The following is an 18,868-nucleotide window of genomic DNA, read 5'->3' as shown; positions in this document are numbered from 1 at the left end:
AAAATTTTTCTTAATTTTTTCATTTGGGGTATTGACTTTTTATAGCTGGTCTTTCATATTGAAGCCGTTTGGCGAAGATATTTTTTCCTGCAAATAATAATTATACCACTTTGGTTTAAAAAATGCAACAGCTTTGCGGCAATTTTCATCATATCATCACCCATTTTAAGGAGTTGTTTAAATTAACTAAAAAATGGTTCCCAAATTTTAAGTATAATTTTACACAAATATATAGACTTGCATAAATAGATGTTGTATAATATAAACATAAATACTCCACCGAAAGGATTTTCCTCTTATGAATATTAACGAAGTAAAAGAGCAGATGTGTGATGTCTGCCATAAAATGTGGCAGCTGGGCTGGGTCGCAGCAAATGACGGAAACGTTTCCGTAAGGCTTGATGACGGCACATTTCTCGCCACCCCCACAGGCATATCCAAAAGCTTTATCACCCCCGAAAAAATCGTACGCATTGACGGCGAAGGCAATGTTATCGAAGCTGAAAACGGCTACCGTCCCTCATCTGAGATAAAAATGCACCTGCGCTGCTATAAGGAGCGCGAGGATGTAGGCGGAGTAGTTCACGCCCACCCTCCCACCGCCACAGGCTATGCAGTAGCAAATAAAGCCCTTGACGGCTACACAATGATAGAAGCAGTCATTGCCGTGGGCAGCGTTCCCGTTACCCCTTACGGCACCCCCTCTACATACGAGGTACCCGAAGCCATTGCCCCCTACCTGAAAGAGCACGATGTAATGCTCCTGCAAAATCACGGCGCACTGACCGTGGGCGCAGACCTTCTCACCGCCTACTACCGAATGGAGACTCTTGAGCTTTTTGCTAAGATATCCCTTACCGCCCACCTTCTCGGCGGCGAAAGAGAGATCTCCCGCGAAAATATCGACCGCCTTTGCAGTATGCGTGAAAATTACAAAGTAACGGGCAAGCACCCGGGTTATAAAAAATACCCCTACGGAGATAAGTAACATATCAGATGGAGGCAGCCGATGGACGAACGGGAGCTTATCGCACAGATGAACCGCAATCAGAAGCTTATGGAGCGCATAGATAAGCTGTTTTATGCGGCAGGCTTTCTCTGTGTTATCATAAACGGAGCCGTGACCCTGTACGATATGATAGGCATACCATTGTATCTTGCCAACAGAGATATCCTGTCCCTCCTTGAAAGTCTCCTCGCCCCCCTGTCGGTGTTGCTGAGCGTCCTTTCCTCATGCAAGCGTGAAAAATGGACAGTTTATGCGCTTGCGGTATTTCTGCTGCGTGTTATTCTTGTAATGATAACGCATAAAAGCTTTATGATGGGAGTGCCGTTCCTTTTGCTCTTTGCCCTGCCCCAATATCTGTGTATGCGGCAGTACAAGGTGCTGTCGATACTCAAGGGACAGTTCGGATATCCCGGCTTCAATGCTGATATATATATGCATAAGCCTAACCGCCGAACCTCCGGAGAGGAGTTTGCCTCCCGAATGAAGCGTGCAAAGAAGAACCCCGAAAGCACACGAATGGACGATATAAAGCCCCCTCCCACAAGCGGCGATTACGAAGACATTTTCACAAAGCGGAAAAAGCCGCTGTGAGATCAGAACGTCTCCCAAGCACATTTTTCATATAATCAATGCAGATACATCTGCAAAAAATATAAAGGAGTTGGAAAAATATGGCAAACAGATTTATCCTCAACGAAACCTCATATCACGGCTCGGGCGCTATCGCAGCCATTGCAGACGAAGCAAAGAACAGAGGCTTTAAAAAGGCTCTCGTATGCTCCGACCCCGACCTTATCAAGTTCGGCGTTACAAAAAAGGTAACAGATGTACTTGACAATGCAGGGCTTGCCTACGAGATATTCTCGGAAATAAAGCCTAATCCCTCTATCGAAAACGTTCAGTCGGGCGTTGCCGCATTCAAGGCAGCAGGTGCGGATTATCTCATCGCCATCGGCGGCGGCTCCTCAATGGACACCGCAAAGGCAGTGGGCATAATCATCAACAATCCCGAATTTGCCGATGTAAGAAGCCTTGAGGGCGTTGCAGACACCAAGAACAAGTGCGTTCCTATCCTCGCCGTACCCACCACCGCAGGAACTGCCGCAGAGGTAACTATCAACTACGTAATAACCGATGTTCAGAAGAACAGAAAAATGGTGTGCGTTGACCCCCACGATATCCCCGTAGTGGCATTTGTTGACCCCGATATGATGTCCTCAATGCCCAAGGGACTCACCGCCGCAACAGGTATGGACGCTCTCACCCACGCTATCGAGGGCTACATAACCGCAGGAGCATGGGAGCTTTCCGATATGTTCCACTTAAAGGCAATCGAAATAATCGGCAGGAGCCTCCGAAACGCCGTAGCAAACACCCCCGAGGGCAGAACAGATATGGCTCTCGGACAGTATATCGCAGGTATGGGCTTCTCAAACGTAGGACTTGGAATTGTCCACTCAATGGCTCACCCTCTCGGTGCGCTTTATGACACACCTCACGGCATTGCAAACGCAATAATCCTCCCCACCGTAATGGAGTATAACGCTCCCGCAACAGGGGAAAAATATCGTGAGATAGCAAGAGCAATGGGCGTAAAGGGCGTTGACGATATGTCTCAGGACGAGTATCGCAAGGCAGCCATCGACGCAGTTAAGCAGCTTGCAAAGGACGTAGGAATTCCCGAGGACCTCAAGGATATCGTAAAGGCAGAGGATATCCCCTTCCTTTCACAGTCCGCATATGATGATGCCTGCCGTCCCGGAAATCCCAGAGAGACCTCTGTTGAGGAGATCGCAGAGCTTTACAGATCTCTCATCTGACGAAAAAACATTCACCGCGCAAAACAGGGGCGTTCACCGCAGAGCGCCCTTGTAATGTTTTTTGTGATATTTCCCCCGAAGATGAGCGAGCAGATTTTCATCTTCGGAGCAAAAATCATAAAAAAGGAATGATAACAAAAATGCGAATGACCCTTAAACGAGTCAAGTCCTCGCTTCCCGAATACAAACAGATCAAGGAGCTTTACCTCACCGCCTTCCCCCCCGAGGAGCGTCCCCCGTTTTTCCTGCTTATGTCAAGGACAGGCAGGGAGGACGTGGACTTCTGGGGCATATACGCCGACGGAAAATGGATAGGTCTTGCATATGTCATCTCAAAGGGCAGGCTTTCATATCTGTTTTATCTGGCAGTCTCGGAGACCGAAAGAGGCAAAGGCTTCGGCTCGGCTATCATAAGAACTCTCAGACGAATGTATGACGGTCAGCAGCTGTTTCTGGCTCTTGAAACTCTCGATGAATCCGCACCCAATTACGACGAACGTGTAAAGCGGAGAAATTTTTATCTGCATAACGGGCTGAAGCCTGTTGACTGTCAGATAACCGAGGGCGGCGTGACCTATGATGTAATGGGCACATCGGAACACCTTGAACCGAATGACTACATCCGAATGATGAACGAATATGCAGGCGGACTGTTTTCACGCATTTATCCGTATGCAGTTACCCCAAAAGAAAGGACATCAGAATGAAATTTGAACTAAAAATAGATATCGACGAGTTAAACTATCCCCAGGCAATACGCGCCCTGCTCCCCTACATCAAAAAGGAGGATCTGCCCATTCCCGATGTGGTAAAAAACGCCGCCGAGACCCCGGGCGTCCTTGAGAATTTTCTGAAATTCATACCCAAGGAAAAGCAGGACGAAATGATACTCAAGGCATTTGAGAAAAACAAGGTGCGGATAATCGCCAAGGCTCATAAAATGGCGGATAAAGCAGGCGTAGACCTTACCATATCCGATATCTCCCTGACCGAACAGACCGACGATGTTATCGTCATAAACTGATATGAACCGAAAGGAAGAATTACAATGAACGAAGTAATAAAATGTCTCACCGAGCGCAGAAGCGTACGTTCATATGACGGCAGACCCGTTCCCGACGATGTGCTTGAGGAAATACTTGCCGCAGGAGAATACGCCCCCAGCGGTATGGACAGGCAGCCCACAATAATGGTGGCTGTGCGCAACAAAGACCTTATCGCCGACCTGTCAATGATGAACGCCGCCGTAAAGGGCAGCAGCACAGACCCCTTCTACGGTGCAGGAACGGTGATAATCGTGTTTGCCGACAGCACCGTCCACACCTATATGGAGGACGGCGCACTCGTTATGGGAAATCTTCTTAACGCCGCACATTCTCTTGGAGTCGATTCCTGCTGGATACACCGTGCAAGAGAGGTTTTCGAAACAGATGAGGGCAAGGCACTTATGAAAAAATGGGGCATTGACGAGAAATACAAGGGCATCGGCAACTGCATTTTAGGCTATTCCGACAAGCCCTATCCCGGTACAAAGCCCAGAAAAGAAGGCAGAGTAATTTATATAAACAATAAATAAGGAGGGCATACCAATGCTTAAAAACATACCGAAGATAATTTCCCCCGAGCTTATAAAAACTCTTATGGAAATGGGTCATGGCGACGAGCTTGTTATCGGCGACGGAAATTTTCCTGCCGAGACCTATGGCAAAAGAGTCATCCGCTGCGACGGACACGGCGTCCCCGAGCTGCTTGACGCAATAATGCAGCTTTTCCCTCTGGACACATACACCGAAAAGCCGGTAATGCTTATGGAGGTCGTACCCGGAGACCCCGTAGTTCCCACCATCTGGGAGGAGTACAAGGCGATAATAAACAAATACGAGCCCGAAAACTGCAAGATAGATATGATAGAGCGCTTTGATTTCTACGAGCGCGCAAAAAATGCCTATGCCGTTGTGGCAACAGGCGAGGAAGCGATATATGCAAACATTATTCTCAAAAAAGGCGTAGTAAAATAAAAGAAAGGCGGAAAGAATATGCCCGACGGAAAAAGAAGCGTGCTGGTGTTTGATTTCGGAGCCTCAAGCGGGCGGGCAATGCTCTGTTCCCTTGAAAACGGCAAGCTCTCAATGGAGGAGGTACACCGCTTCTCCAACGACCCCGTAATGGTCCACGGCACATTTTACTGGGATATCCTGAGACTTTTTTTTGAAATAAAGCAGGGAATTATCAAGGCAAACGCCGCAGGCGGCTTTGAGAGCATAGGCATTGATACCTGGGGCGTGGATTTCGGTCTTATGGGCAGTGACGGAGCACTGCTTGAAAATCCCGTAAACTACCGTGACCGCCGCACAAGCGGAATACTGCCCAAGGCTTTTGAAAAGATATCCCCCGAGGAGCTTTACGCCCTTACGGGAATAGAGATCATGGAAATAAACACCGCATTCCAGCTTTTGTCATTAAAGCTTTGCAGGGAGGAGCTTCTGAGCCGCACCGATAAGATTTTGCTCACCCCCGACCTGTTTAACTTCCTTCTCACGGGAGAGCTTCACAGTGAGCTGTCCATTGCCTCCACCACAGGGCTTCTTGACGCAAAAACAAAGAACTGGTCGGACAAGGTGATAAACGCTCTGGGACTTCCCCGAAGCATATTCCCCGAGCTTATCCCCTCGGGAACACAAGCAGGTATGCTCACCGAGGAGCTTTCGGAGGAACTGTGCGTTCCGCGATGTCCCGTAACTGCGGTCTGCGGACACGATACTCAGTGTGCCGCCGCGGCAGTCCCCGCCGAGGAGGAGGACTTCATATTCATCTCCTGCGGCACCTGGTCACTGTTCGGCACGGAAACAGACAGCCCCGTCCTCACTCCCCTTTCCGCAAAATACAACATCACCAACGAAACGGGCTTCGGCGGAAAGACCACCTTCCTCAAGAACATCATCGGACTGTGGTTCATTCAGGAAACAAGGCGTTATCTCAGAAAACAGGGTCATGAATATTCCTTTGCCGACCTTGAAGCTATGGCGCGTGAAAGCGAGCCTTTCAAATGCTTTATAGACCCTGCCGCCCCCGAATTTGTTCCCCCGGGAGATATCCCTCAGAGGGTGAAGGATCACTGCGCCCGCACAGGACAGTACGTGCCGCAGACTCTCGGAGAAGTAATGCGCTGCATTTACGAGAGCCTTGCATTGAAATACAGACAGTCTCTCGATGAGATTTCCGAATGTACGGGAAAGGAATACAATAAGATATATATGGTGGGCGGAGGTATCAAGGACACCTTCCTTTGCAGTCTCGCCGCCTGCTCCTGCGGCTGTACGGTAAACGCAGGACCTGTTGAAGCCACCGCATACGGCAACGGTGCCATACAGCTTATTTCGCTTGGCGCAATAGAAAATATTTCGGAAGCCCGGAAAATTATCCGCCGCTCGGAGGAAATAAAGGTCTACCTTCCCGAAAATGAGGCGAAATGGGCTGAAAGCTATGAGAGGTACAAGAAGATAACAGGCATAGGCTGACATCGGGGTGGGATGAAAAATGAGCGAAAAAACGTCCGATAAAAACAAGCTTGGAACAATACTTACCGCTTTATTTATCGTAATGATCGGTATTGCTTTCCTGTACTTGCCGATGAAAACGCAATACGTGACAGGAGTTGCGGCAAGTGAAGACGGTAATTTCGCTGTTTGTTTGTCACTCAGAAATGGCGAAAACAAACACGACCTGCTGTTTTACAACAATAAAGGTCAGTTTGTTAAAAGATTGACATTTAATTTTCGGGGAAGTATTGCTATAGGCAGCATTGACGATAATCTTGTTGTTCAAGCTAACAATAAATATATCAAATACGTATATGATTTTAATGGCAATGCTGTTAATGATGTATCGTATTCCAAAAAAATTACTCCGAAATATAAATTATCTTCCGGTAATTACACATTAAGCTATGAGCAGGATATTTGGGGCAATGAACATATTTTTTTAACTACAGGCAATAACACGACCGATGTTGACATACATTATGACTATTACAGGAACTTAAAGCTTGGCAGTGTGATCTTATTGTTTTTAACAGTATTTTTTATAACTTGGAGACTGGTCATAAAATTCAGAAAAGAAATAATAGTTGAATAAACCGGCATAGCGGCGAAAAAAAACAGCGCAAAAAGTCCCCGACAGTCATTTCATAAAACTGACGGGGATTTTCTTAATGCTTATTAGCCCTTGAGTGCCTGATCCAGGTCTGCAAGGATATCCTTGATGCTCTCTGTACCGATAGAAAGTCTTACGGTGTTGGGCTTGATACCCTGGTCGATAAGCTCTTCCTCGGTGAGCTGGGAGTGAGTTGTGCTTGCAGGGTGGATAACAAGGGATTTAACGTCCGCAACATTTGCAAGGAGCGAGAATATCTGCAGTCTGTCGATAAACTCCTGAGCCTCCTTTGCACCGCCCTTTACCTCAAAGGTGAAGATGGAACCTGCACCATTCGGGAAATATTTCTCATAAAGAGCATGGTCGGGGTGATCGGGCAGGGAGGGGTGATTTACATTCTCAACGGCAGGGTGATTTTTGAGGAACTCAACCACCTTGAGAGCATTCTCCACATGACGCTCAACTCTGAGGGACAGAGTTTCAAGACCCTGGAGAAGCAGGAATGCGTTGAAGGGAGAAATGGTAGCACCTGTATCTCTGAGCAGGATAGCCCTTATCTTTGTAACGAAAGCCGCCGCGCCCACAGCCTTTGTAAAGGAAATGCCGTGATAGCTGGGATTAGGCTCGGTGAGAGATGGGAACTTTCCACTTGCCTCCCAGTCAAACTTGCCGCTGTCAACGATAACGCCGCCGAGAGTTGTGCCGTGACCGCCGATGAACTTTGTAGCCGAATGAACAACGATGTCAGCGCCGTGCTCAATGGGACGGATAAGATAGGGAGTAGCAAATGTGCTGTCGATAACAAGGGGTATCTTGTTTTCGTGAGCAATTTCCGCAAGAGCGTCAATGTCTGCGATATCGCTGTTGGGGTTGCCCAGAGTCTCAAGGAAAATTGCCTTGGTGTTGGGCTTTACGGCATTTCTCACCTCGTCAAGGTCGTGAATGTTAACGAAAGTGGTGTCAATACCGTACTGAGGAAGAGTGTGGGCGAGAAGGTTATATGTACCGCCGTAAATGGTCTTTGAGGAAACTATGTTGTCCCCTGCACCTGCCAGATTCTGGAAGGTGTATGCAATTGCCGCAGCGCCCGAAGCCACTGCAAGAGCTGCCACGCCGCCCTCAAGAGCCGCTACTCTGCGCTCAAAAACGTCCTGAGTGGAGTTTGTAAGTCTGCCGTAAATGTTGCCTGCGTCCGCAAGACCGAAGCGTGCGGCTGCGTGAGCGGAATTTTTGAAAACGTAGGAAGTGGTCTGATAAATGGGGACCGCTCTGGAGTCGGTCGCGGGATCCGCCTCTTCCTGTCCGATGTGAAGCTGCTTTGTTTCAAAGCCCCAAGCTGATGTATCTGTGATCTGTGCCATAATAAAGATCCTCTTTTCTTAATAATATTGGTTTATAACGATTTTGATAACGGAACAAGGTCAACAGCACATTCGTCCGTAGTTCGGCTTATTTATAAAGGTCATTATAATCTCCACCATTCCTATTCATTTAGTAGTGTTTGACTGTGATTATATTATATATCACTTTCCCGGATTTGTCAAGAGATTTTCCTATATTTTTGATAGGATTTTGGTATTTTATAACAAATCACAATTTTCCAAAGTCTCTTGGCTGTAAATTATTACATTTTCAACAAAAAAAATGCTGTTTCCCCGTAATATTCCGAGGAAACAGCATTTTTATTTCATAAAATTTATCAGCTCAGCTCAAACATACCCGTATACAGCTGATAATACTTGCCCTTGTCGGCAATAAGCTTGTCATGGTCGCCGCGCTCGATGATGTTTCCGTGCTCGAGGACCATAATAGCGTCGGAATTTCTGACTGTAGAAAGCCTGTGGGCGATAACGAAAACAGTACGACCCTTCATAAGGCTGTCCATACCCTTTTCAATAAGGGCTTCCGTTCTTGTATCGATGGAGGAAGTCGCCTCGTCGAGAATGAGAACGGGCGGGTCTGCCACAGCCGCACGGGCGATTGCAAGCAGCTGTCTCTGACCTTGAGAGAGGTTTGCGCCGTCCGACGTGAGCATCGTGTTATAGCCCTCGGGAAGATGTCTGATAAAGGAGTCGGCATTGGCAAGCTTTGCCGCCGCGATAACATCATCGTCTGTAGCGTCAAGCTTTCCGTATCGAATATTCTCCATGACCGTACCCGTAAACAGATGGGTGTCCTGGAGAACCATTGACAGCGAACGTCTCAGATCGTCCTTTTTGATCTTGTTGATGTTTATGCCGTCATAGCGAATTTTTCCGTCGGGGACATCGTAAAATCTGTTGATAAGATTTGTAATGGTGGTCTTTCCTGCGCCTGTGGAGCCCACAAAAGCGATCTTCTGACCGGGCTTTGCGAAAAGGGAAACACCATTTAAAACCGTCTTGTTCTCCTCATAGCCGAATGTCACATCGTCAAATTCAACTCTACCCTCGACCTTTGTATAGGTGATAGTTCCGTCAGCCTTGTGAGGGTGCTTCCACGCCCATACGCCTGTGCGCTTGTCGCTTTCGGAAATAGTTCCGTCAGGCTGTATCTCCGCATTTACAAGGGTAACATATCCATCGTCCACCTCGGAGGTCTCGTCAATAAGGCTGAATATGCGCTCTGCACCCGCAAGTGCGGAAAGCACTGCATTGAACTGCTGAGCCACCTGTGCAATAGGCATAGAGAAGTTTCTTGAAAACTGAAGGAATGCCACCACAGTACCTATTGTCATAACGCCGCTGAAGGTATGAACGCCCAGAATTGCAAGTATACTTCCCGCAACCGCAAGGATAGCATACTGAATGTGCGCCAGATTATTGTTAACGGGACCCATGATATTGGCAAAGGTGTTAGCCTTTGTGGAAGCCTCGCAGAGAGCGGTGTTCAGCTTGTCGAACTCCTCCTTGGACTTATCCTCGTGAACAAAGACCTTGACTACCTTCTGACCGTCAATCATTTCCTCAATGTAGCCGTTGACTGCGCCTATCTTTGACTGCTGCTCCTTGAAGAATTTGCCGCTCTGTCCGCCTATTTTTCCTGTGATGAACAGAAGCAGGACGAGCATTGCCAGAACAATGAGCGTAAGCTGCCAGCTGTAATATACCATCATCACGAAAACGCCCACAACGGTAACAGCCGATGAAATAAAGCTTGCAATGGAGTTTGACATCATCTCTCGGATCGTGTCGATATCGTTTGTATAACGGCTCATAACATCGCCGTGAGTATGGGTGTCAAAGTATTTTATGGGAAGGGTCTCCATATGAGTGAACAGGTCTGTTCTCAGCTTGAAAAGCGTCCTTGTGGAGACTGTGAGCATTATCCTTGCATATGCAAAGGTGGAGAGGGCGCCAAGCACGTATATCAGTCCCATTTTTGCAAGAGTGCCGATAAACTGTCCGAACAGTACCTCGTCCTTATTGCCTATCATGGGGGTGAGATAATCATCGATAATTACCTGCAAAAACGATGTGCCGATAATATTTGCAAGGGAGCTTAAAATGATAAATACTACGACCAATGCCAGAAGTCCCTTATATTCCGAAGCATAGCCGAGTATCCTTTTGAAAGCGGCTCCTGCGTTTCCGGGCTTCTGAAGGGGTCCGTGAGGCTTGTGCGGAGGCATTATTCTTCAGCTCCTTTCTGCTGTGAGGTGTAGACCTCGCGATAGATCTTATTATTTTTGAGAAGATGCTCGTGAGTGTCAAATGCGTCGATCTTTCCGTCATCGAGGACGATTATCCTGTCCGCCTCGGCAACGGAGGAAATACGCTGGGCAATGATAATAGTGGTGGTATCCGCAAGCTCCGTCCTGAATGCGTGACGTATCTTTGCGTCTGTAGCGGTATCGACAGCGCTGGTGGAGTCGTCAAGAATAACTATCTTAGGCTTTTTGAGCAGCGCTCTTGCGATACAGAGTCGCTGCTTCTGACCGCCGGAAACGTTAACGCCCCCCTGTCCCAGGTCGGTATCATAGCCATCGGGGAAGCTCATAACGAAATCGTGAGCCTGAGCCTGCTTGCACGCCTCGATTATCTCCTCATCGGTGGCATTTTCATCGCCCCAGCGGAGATTATCCTTTATGGTTCCCGAGAAGAGAACGTTTTTCTGCAGCACCATTGCGACTTCGTTGCGGAGATTATCTATCTTGTAATCCCGTACATCGTGGCCGCCGACCATGATCTTTCCGTCTATAACATCGTAAAGCCTCGGGATAAGCTGAACGAGAGTAGATTTTGCCGAACCCGTTCCGCCTATGACACCGATGGTCTCGCCCGATCTGATATTCAGGTCGATATTTCTCAGGTTGAGCTTATCCTTGTCCTTTGCATAGCTGAAGGAAACATTGTCAAATACGATGCTTCCGTCCTCGGGACGAAGCTCGGGGTCTGCATTATCGTCAGCAATGTCGGGGACCTCGTCGAATATCTCCACAATTCTGTGCATTGAAGCCATGGAAATGGTGGTCATAACAAATATCATAGAGAGCATCATCAGGGACATAAGTATCTGGGTGATGTATGTGATAAAGCTTGAAAGCTGACCGATAAGCATTGATTCTCCGATGACCATATTTCCGCCGAAGTAGATAACAGCCACAATGCATGAGTACATAGCTATCTGCATAAGGGGCTGACCGAGAATTACCACCTTTTCAGCCTTTACCTGAGCCGCGCGGACATCATCGGCGGAAGCCACGAATTTCTCGCCCTCGAATTTTTCACGTACAAACGCCTTAACAACTCTTATTCCTATAAGATTTTCCTGAACTCTTGAGTTAAGAGCGTCATATTTTGCAAGCATTTTCTCAAATCTGGGGAATGCGGTGGAGGTGATTATTATCATACCGACCGCAAGAACGGGAATTGCTATGAGAAAGATAGTTGCAAGCTTTGCATTGATGGAAACAGCCATTATCAGCGCAAAGATAAGCATAAACGGCGACCTGACCGCCATTCTTATTATCATCATAAATGTGTTCTGCACATTGGTAACGTCTGTGGTAAGTCTTGTAACAAGGGAAGCTGTGGAAAATTTGTCCACATTGGCAAAGGAAAAATCCTGCACCTTGTCAAAAAGCTTTTTTCTCACATTCTTTGCAAAGCCCATACCTGCAACAGCGGCAAATTTACCGCCCAAAGCACCGCAGGCGAGGGAGAACAGTGCCATAAGCACCATCAGCAGACCCATTTTTATGGTGTAGGAAATATCGCCCTTACCAATTCCGTTGTCCACCATAAAAGCCATTACAAGGGGTATGAGCACCTCCATAATGACCTCGCCCATCATTACAATGGGAGTGAGTATAACATACTTTTTATACTCTCCCACGCAGGACAGCAGTTTTTTCAGCATTTTCCGGAAGTCTCCTTTTCTTTGAATTTTTCTCTGCCCTTTCCGCACTGTTCCCCAAGAAGTCCCGAGGACTCGATATTGGAAATAGCAAGCTGTGTGAGCCTGATAAGCTCTCTTTTTTCCTTATCCGACATATTACGTGTGATCATCTCCTCTATCATACCGATAGTACGACCTATCTCCGTCTGTAATTTCTGACCCTCGTCGGTAAGAAAGACCTTTTTTATACGGGCGTCGGACTTATCCACCTCGCGGATAATGTAGCCCCCTTTTTCCATATTGGCAAGAATACTTGCAACTGAGGAACGCTTTATGCCGAAGCTGTTTTCTATATCCTTCTGGTAAACGCAGCTGCCGCTGTCATTGCAGTATCTGATAAATCCCAGTATCCTGCACTGCTCGCCCGTCATTGAATACCCCTTTTCCAGCAGATATCCGTTTATCGAGTAACGGATATCCTTTGAAAGCCGGTTCACATATCTTCCGATATGCTCCTCTTTTTCGGGATATGCTTCGTCTGAGCCGTTCAAATGATCGCCTCCCTGCACGAAATAAAAATGTTAGACATCTATCGGTTAGAAGTCTAACATTTATTATACGGATATTATACTAATAATACAACTAACATTCTGTGAACATTTTGCTAATATTATTTTTCAAGAAACATATCCTCAAACCATACCATGGGAACAGTAAATTCCCTGCCGTTTAAATATTCGAGCAATCCACCGTCGGTGGTAAAAGCAAATTTCAGCTTGTAGGAATAGAGCGCCTGAGTTTTTATGCCATAGCTCCTGTTCACCTTGTTGCTGCCGTACTTCCCGTCCCCAAGCAGCGGACAGCCGATATAAGCCATATGCGCCCTTATCTGATGAGTGCGCCCGGTAAGCAGCTCAACCTCAACAAGGCTCAGCTTTCCGTCGGTTTTCAGCACTCGGTATTTGGTCACAATGGTCTTGTTGCGGTCGGTCTTTTTGTCGGAAACGGTAACGGTATTCGATTTGCTGTCCTTGAAAAGAAACGCAGTCATAGTTTCGGATCTTTTCGGCGGCACTCCCACAACAATACACAGATATTTCTTTTCAAGCTCCCTGTCCTTTATCTTCTGATTGAGTATACGCAGGGACTCCGCATTTTTCGCCGCAATGACGATACCTCCCGTATTCCTGTCAAGCCTGTTGCACAGAGAGGGGGTAAAGCTGTTCTCGTCCGCAGGGTCGTACTCCCCTTTTGCGTAAAGATAATGCTGCATACGGTTCACAAGGGTGTCCACCGTGCCCTCGTTATCCTCGTGTACTACAAGTCCGTTTTTCTTGTCCATAAGCAGGATATTTTCGTCCTCGTAGATCACCGAGATATCCTTCGGTGCCTTGAGAAACTCGTACTTCTCCCCCGAATCGTCCTCCTCAAAGAATTCATCGGGCAGATACAGCTCAAGCACATCTCCCTCGGAAAGCCTTGTGGATATTTCACAGCGTTTGCGGTTGAGCTTGATATTTTTCGTGCGTATTCCCTTGTACATTGCGCTCTGAGGCAGCTTGGGAGCGGCTTTCTGTATGAATTTGTCCACACGCTGCCCTGCGTCGTTTGAGTTGATGATGTATTTTTTCATTGGCTGATATCTTCCTTGTAAATAATGTTGCTCACTCTCTTATATCCCCCGTCCACCCACGCAAAAAGGCATATTTCATCACCCATTATCGAATATGGATATTCAAGTGATTTTTCAGCATTTATGCCGCACAGCGCATTTTGAATATCAATGCTTCCGCCCTTATGAAATTCGCACCAAGTGAGATTATCTATCTCAAAAGCTGCCATTTTTTCGGAACGGACAATTACATCACCATCTTCGGATATTTCAAAAAAATGCTCATAGCTTTTCTCTCTGCCAAAATCCACAGACGACTCAACACTTCTGATAAAGCGGGATTTTTTATAGACCGTCACCGTAATATCAAAACCCTTTGGCAATGACTTCACAAAAGAATTATGATCCTCTTTTCCTATCTGAGCAGAAAAAAGCTTCACCTCGTTATTGTAGCCATAAATAATATATTCTTTATGATATGAGCTTCCGCCCCTGCCCGACGAAGAGATATGTTTCCTACTATCTAACCAAATATCATTAACAACAAATTCGTCATATTCATCTGAGAAATAATCGGAAATACAGTCTGCCAAAATGGGGAAATCCCCGAATCCTATGTCATTATCGGAGAAACACTGCTGCTCTGCATAACGTGTCCGGTTGATAACGCCGAATAAAATTATGGGAATTGTGATAGTGAGAAATGTTATCCCTATTATTGGCAGAAAAGAGCTTTTCAATTCCTTCCTGTTCTTAATAAGACCTCTGAGATTACCTATTCCGATAATGAGTATGGGAACAGAAAGAAAAAGTGCAGATCCTGAGCTGATAAGAATAGCAGAAATCGTATTTCCAAGCCCTCTTTTTCCGACCATTACATCATACAGACCCAACACACCGGGAAGAAAATATATGATAATCACAGCAACCACATAAATTGCTGCAAGTATTTCGGCAATGCTTATCTTTTCCTTTTTTTGGTTCTTCACATTTCCTACCCCATACAAATTCACCGTACCCGTAAACCGGGTACGGTGAAAAAAGTCATCTTACTTAGAAAGATATTCGTCAATAGCCTCAGCCGCAGATTTACCTGCGCCCATTGCAAGGATAACGGTAGCTGCGCCTGTAACAGCGTCGCCGCCTGCATAAACGCCCTCGCGGGAGGTAAGACCGCTTTCGTCCTTAACCACGATACAGCCGTGCTTGTTTGTCTCAAGTCCCTCGGTTGTGTTTCTGATGAGGGGGTTGGGAGATGTTCCGATGGACATTACAACGCAGTCAACGTCGATAACGTGCTCGGAGCCTTCCTTTACAACGGGACGGCGTCTGCCCGACTCGTCAGGCTCGCCAAGCTCCATGGATACGCACTTGATACCGCTTACGAACTTGTTTTCATCGCCCAGAATCTCCACAGGATTTGTGAGGGTCTTGAAGATGATGCCCTCCTCCTTAGCGTGCTCGATCTCCTCCGCTCTTGCAGGAAGCTCAGCCTCGCCTCTGCGGTATACGATGTAAACTTCCTCAGCTCCAAGTCTGAGTGCGCAGCGTGCAGCGTCCATTGCAACGTTTCCGCCGCCAACAACAGCAACCTTCTTGTTCTCCTTAACGGGAGTGTCGCTGCCCTCTTTGTAAGCCTTCATCAGGTTAACTCTTGTGAGGAACTCGTTTGCGGAATAAACGCCCTTGAGGTTCTCACCGGGGATATTCATAAATCTGGGCAGACCTGCTCCCGAGCCGATGAACACGCTCTTGAAGCCCTGCTCGAAAAGCTCGTCAATGGTAATGGTCTTGCCGATGATAACGTTTGTCTCGATATGTACGCCGATAGCCATGAGACCGTCTATCTCGCGCTGAACGATGCTCTTGGGAAGTCTGAACTCGGGGATTCCGTAAACCAGAACGCCGCCTGCAAGGTGAAGTGCCTCAAATACTGTAACGTCATAGCCCTTCTTTGCAAGGTCGCCCGCACAGGTAAGACCTGCGGGACCTGCGCCGATAACTGCCACCTTTTTGCCGTTTGAAGCAGGCTTTTCGGGCTCACCCTTGAAGTTTGCATTGTGGTGATCCGCTGCAAATCTCTCAAGTCTGCCGATACCCACAGGCTCGCCCTTGATACCTCTTACACACTTACCCTCGCACTGAGTTTCCTGGGGACAAACACGTCCGCATACTGCGGGAAGGGAGCTGGACTTGGCAATTATTCCATAAGCGCCCTCGAAGTTCTTGTCTGCGATCTCCTTGATAAATGCGGGGATATCGATATTTACGGGACAGCCCTTCACACAGGGCATATTCTTGCAGTGAAGACATCTCTGAGCCTCGTCCACAGCCATTTCCTCTGTGTAGCCGAGAGCCACCTCGAGGAAATTCTTGTTTCTTACCTCAGGCTCCTGAGAGGGCATAGGGTTCTTTTTAAGCGACATATTAGGCATATCACTTTACCTCCTTGAATAAGTTGCAGGTTTCCTCGTGCTTCTTTCTTTCAAAAGGCTTGTACATAGTAGAACGTCCCATAGCCTCGTCGAAATCAACAAGATGACCGTCAAATTCGGGACCGTCAACGCAGGCAAACTTTGTCTCTCCGCCGACTGTAAGACGGCAGCCGCCGCACATTCCCGTTCCGTCTATCATAATAGGATTCATAGATACAACTGTCTTGATGCCGTATTCCTTAGTAGTAGCGGCAACGAACTTCATCATTATCAGGGGACCGATAGCGATGACCTCGTCATACTGCTCGCCGCTGTCGATAAGCTCCTTGAGAGCATTTGTAACAAGACCCTTGGTGCCGTAGGAGCCGTCATCGGTCATCATGCAAAGCTTGTCCGAGCAGGCTCTGAACTCATCCTCGAGGATAACAAGGTCCTTGCTTCTGAAACCAACGATGGAGTGTACCTCGCAGCCTACGCTGTGAAGCTTCTTGGCAACAGGATATGCAATTGCGCAGCCAACGCCGCCGCCCACAACAGCCACCTTTTTAAGTCCCTCGGTGTGAGTTGCTCTGCCGAGAGGGCCTGCGAAATCCTGTAAATAATCACCCTCGTTCATATGATTGAGCTTTTCCGTAGTAGCGCCGACTATCTGGAAAATAATGGTAACAGTACCCTTTTCCCTGTCGTAATCGGCAACGGTGAGGGGTATTCTCTCGCCGTTCTCGTCAGTTCTCAGAATGATGAACTGACCCGGCTCAGCCTTTTTTGCAACTGCGGGAGCTTCGATATCCATAAGAGTTACAGTAGGATTTAAAGCCTTTTTTCTTACAATTTTATACATTGCACACTGTCCTTTCGTGTTGAAATACGAGCAAGCGAGCAGAATATCTATGCCTAAAATTCGGCAGTATGTACCGAAAATCAGCATTATCTGCATACAATTTTATGATATCACATCATAAGCTTTTTTTGAAATACAAAAAATATATGACCCTATATATTTTTTGATATATCTGTTATTCGTCCCTGCCGAAGGACTTCTTGTAGCTGAGAGGGCTTACACCCACATATTTCTTGAATTTGTTGTGGAAATAATTTATGTTGGAATAGCCAACCATTTCAGCCACCTCGTAGACCTTGTAATCCTCCTCGGCAAGGAGCCTTTTGGCTTCGGAAATACGTATCTCGTCAAGGTAATTGTTGAAGTTCTCACCCGTGTACTGATGAAAGACCTTGCCCAGATATGCGCTGTTGTAGCCGAATATCCCTGCCAGCATTTCAAGGCGCAGCTCACGGTTGTAATTTGCCCTGATGTACTGCACCACCCTCTCCATATTGCTCTTGGTGGTCTTGCTGAAGCAGGCGTCCGACACGCTGATAAGGCATTTTCTTATCTCCTCGATAATATCCCTGAGACTTGAAAGTCCTCCGATATGTGAAACGAACTCATCGGAGATAAGGGTCTCGGGCTTTTTGTCCGACGCGCTGCGCACTATCCTTGAGCGGATATCCATAAGCAGGGTTATACAGCTTATTTTCGCCTTTTCGGGGGTGTTGTCCATGGTCTGCATAGACTCCATAAACATATCGAGGGTACGGCTGAGCTTTTCGGTATCGTTTATCTCCATATATGCATAAAGCTGGGAAGCATAATCCGTATCGTCATTATCACGGCGTTGTTTGAGCAGATCGGGAGCAGCGATGCCGCAGTGGCGGAAAATGAATTTGTTTGCATAGATGCTCTTTGCTTCGCCGTAAGACCTGCATATCTCGCCGGGAGACCTTACGCTGCTGCCGCAGGCTATGAACGCCCGTCCCATAAGAGCCTCGTTCAGACGAATAAGCGCCTCCTTAACAGCCTCGTACTCCCAGTCCTTGAACAGCAGCCCGAGAACGCCGCTTATGTCCACCGAAACTATATCCACATTCTTCATATTATCAAAGAATTTCCGTACAGCCGCACCGCAGTCCGAGCCAAGCTCCTGTCCGTCGTCAAAACCAATAACGGCTGCACAGTAGGAGGTATACTGCCCTGCTGCGGCAGCGTCTGCAATGTGACCCTCATCTCCCGCAAAAAGTCCCTTGACCCTCTGCTCGTAAAGATATTCGCTGCCGATCTCCTGCCGGTAGCTTTTCTCACGCTCGCTTTTAATCTTCTCCCCCGCCGCCTTTATTGCTTCGGTAAGCTCGTCCTCGTCAACGGGTTTGAGAATGAAATTCTCCACCCCCAGGGAAATGGCGGTCTTGGCATAGCTGAAATCCGAATATCCCGACAGGATAATGACCTTGCCCTTAAAGCCCAGTGCCTTTGCTGCCTCGGTCATTTCAATGCCTGTCTTTCCCGGCATTTTGATATCTGCGATGACGATATCCGGACGGGATATCATTATTTTGGAAAGTCCGTCGTCGCCGTCCTCCGCCTCGCCGATTATCTCACAGCCTATCTCCTCCCAGGGTATCATCATTTTTATGCCCATTCTTACGTTTGGCTCGTCGTCCACCAGAAGCACCTTAAACATTA

General features: G+C 47.3%; 18 protein-coding genes. 9 read left to right on the top strand and 9 right to left on the bottom strand.

The annotated features are described in order from the left end of the window. Nucleotides 1–298: 298 nt before the first annotated feature. The 9 genes from ACI4J0_RS04810 to ACI4J0_RS04770 all read left to right on the top strand — a co-directional run bounded on the left by ACI4J0_RS04810 (nt 299) and on the right by ACI4J0_RS04770 (nt 6,963). The gene (locus tag ACI4J0_RS04810; RefSeq protein WP_439764680.1) at nt 299–988 is read left to right on the top strand and encodes a class II aldolase/adducin family protein; all 690 of its coding nucleotides are present in this window, start codon (nt 299–301) and stop codon (nt 986–988) included. 21 nt (nt 989–1,009) lie between these two features. Continuing rightward, a complete protein-coding gene (locus ACI4J0_RS04805; protein ID WP_439764679.1) occupies nt 1,010–1,600 on the top strand; it encodes a hypothetical protein in 591 nt (196 codons plus the stop codon). Between the two features lie 80 nt (nt 1,601–1,680). Further along, nucleotides 1,681–2,829 carry a lactaldehyde reductase gene (gene fucO, locus ACI4J0_RS04800; RefSeq protein ID WP_439764678.1) on the top strand — a complete coding sequence of 383 codons (1,149 nt, stop codon included), beginning with the start codon at nt 1,681–1,683 and terminating at the stop codon, nt 2,827–2,829. 128 nt (nt 2,830–2,957) lie between these two features. Continuing rightward, the gene (locus ACI4J0_RS04795; RefSeq protein ID WP_439764677.1) at nt 2,958–3,536 is read left to right on the top strand and encodes a GNAT family N-acetyltransferase; all 579 of its coding nucleotides are present in this window, start codon (nt 2,958–2,960) and stop codon (nt 3,534–3,536) included. Further along, complete coding sequence (locus ACI4J0_RS04790; protein ID WP_439764676.1) at nt 3,533–3,853, top strand: hypothetical protein; 321 nt, start codon at nt 3,533–3,535, stop codon at nt 3,851–3,853. Before ACI4J0_RS04795 ends, ACI4J0_RS04790 begins: the two co-directional genes overlap by 4 nt. 24 nt (nt 3,854–3,877) lie before the next feature. Continuing rightward, a complete protein-coding gene (locus ACI4J0_RS04785) occupies nt 3,878–4,405 on the top strand; it encodes a nitroreductase family protein (RefSeq protein ID WP_439764675.1) in 528 nt (175 codons plus the stop codon). 13 nt (nt 4,406–4,418) lie between these two features. Continuing rightward, entirely contained in the window at nt 4,419–4,847 is a 429-nt protein-coding gene (gene fucU / locus ACI4J0_RS04780) for an L-fucose mutarotase (protein ID WP_439764674.1), read from the top strand. Nucleotides 4,848–4,865: 18 nt separating this feature from the next. Next, nucleotides 4,866–6,347, top strand: a complete 1,482-nt coding sequence (locus ACI4J0_RS04775) for a rhamnulokinase (protein ID WP_439764673.1) — start codon at nt 4,866–4,868, stop codon at nt 6,345–6,347. A gap of 19 nt (nt 6,348–6,366) precedes the next feature. Next, the gene (locus tag ACI4J0_RS04770; RefSeq protein ID WP_439764672.1) at nt 6,367–6,963 is read left to right on the top strand and encodes a hypothetical protein; all 597 of its coding nucleotides are present in this window, start codon (nt 6,367–6,369) and stop codon (nt 6,961–6,963) included. An 83-nt stretch (nt 6,964–7,046) separates the two neighbouring features. Here ACI4J0_RS04770 and ACI4J0_RS04765 read toward each other — a convergent pair whose 3' ends face one another. The 9 genes from ACI4J0_RS04765 to ACI4J0_RS04725 form a co-directional block, all read right to left on the bottom strand. Further along, complete coding sequence (locus ACI4J0_RS04765) at nt 7,047–8,342, bottom strand: O-acetylhomoserine aminocarboxypropyltransferase/cysteine synthase family protein (RefSeq protein ID WP_439764671.1); 1,296 nt, start codon at nt 8,340–8,342, stop codon at nt 7,047–7,049. A gap of 338 nt (nt 8,343–8,680) precedes the next feature. Then, entirely contained in the window at nt 8,681–10,591 is a 1,911-nt protein-coding gene (locus tag ACI4J0_RS04760; RefSeq protein ID WP_439764670.1) for an ABC transporter ATP-binding protein, read from the bottom strand. Then, the gene (locus tag ACI4J0_RS04755; protein WP_439764669.1) at nt 10,591–12,321 is read right to left on the bottom strand and encodes an ABC transporter ATP-binding protein; all 1,731 of its coding nucleotides are present in this window, start codon (nt 12,319–12,321) and stop codon (nt 10,591–10,593) included. The genes ACI4J0_RS04760 and ACI4J0_RS04755 overlap by 1 nt, the downstream gene beginning before the upstream one ends. Further along, nucleotides 12,315–12,851 (bottom strand): MarR family winged helix-turn-helix transcriptional regulator, encoded by a 537-nt coding sequence (locus ACI4J0_RS04750; RefSeq protein ID WP_439764668.1) that lies wholly within the window; start codon nt 12,849–12,851, stop codon nt 12,315–12,317. The genes ACI4J0_RS04755 and ACI4J0_RS04750 overlap by 7 nt, the downstream gene beginning before the upstream one ends. 119 nt (nt 12,852–12,970) lie before the next feature. Next, the gene (locus ACI4J0_RS04745) at nt 12,971–13,933 is read right to left on the bottom strand and encodes an RluA family pseudouridine synthase (RefSeq protein ID WP_439764667.1); all 963 of its coding nucleotides are present in this window, start codon (nt 13,931–13,933) and stop codon (nt 12,971–12,973) included. Beyond that, nucleotides 13,930–14,901 carry a hypothetical protein gene (locus ACI4J0_RS04740; RefSeq protein ID WP_439764666.1) on the bottom strand — a complete coding sequence of 324 codons (972 nt, stop codon included), beginning with the start codon at nt 14,899–14,901 and terminating at the stop codon, nt 13,930–13,932. The genes ACI4J0_RS04745 and ACI4J0_RS04740 overlap by 4 nt, the downstream gene beginning before the upstream one ends. Nucleotides 14,902–14,961: 60 nt before the next feature. After that, entirely contained in the window at nt 14,962–16,347 is a 1,386-nt protein-coding gene (gltA, locus tag ACI4J0_RS04735; protein ID WP_439764665.1) for an NADPH-dependent glutamate synthase, read from the bottom strand. A gap of 1 nt (nt 16,348) precedes the next feature. Then, nucleotides 16,349–17,188: a sulfide/dihydroorotate dehydrogenase-like FAD/NAD-binding protein gene (locus tag ACI4J0_RS04730; RefSeq protein WP_439764664.1), complete on the bottom strand. Its 840-nt coding sequence runs from the start codon at nt 17,186–17,188 to the stop codon at nt 16,349–16,351. A gap of 175 nt (nt 17,189–17,363) precedes the next feature. Beyond that, nucleotides 17,364–18,866, bottom strand: coding sequence for a response regulator (locus tag ACI4J0_RS04725; protein WP_439764663.1), 1,503 nt, complete (start codon nt 18,864–18,866; stop codon nt 17,364–17,366). Nucleotides 18,867–18,868 lie beyond the last annotated feature (2 nt).

Source organism: Huintestinicola sp., from assembly GCF_051882455.1.
Classification (GTDB): Bacteria; Bacillota; Clostridia; order Oscillospirales; family Ruminococcaceae; genus Huintestinicola.
This window is presented reverse-complemented; position numbering and strand designations above follow the sequence as displayed.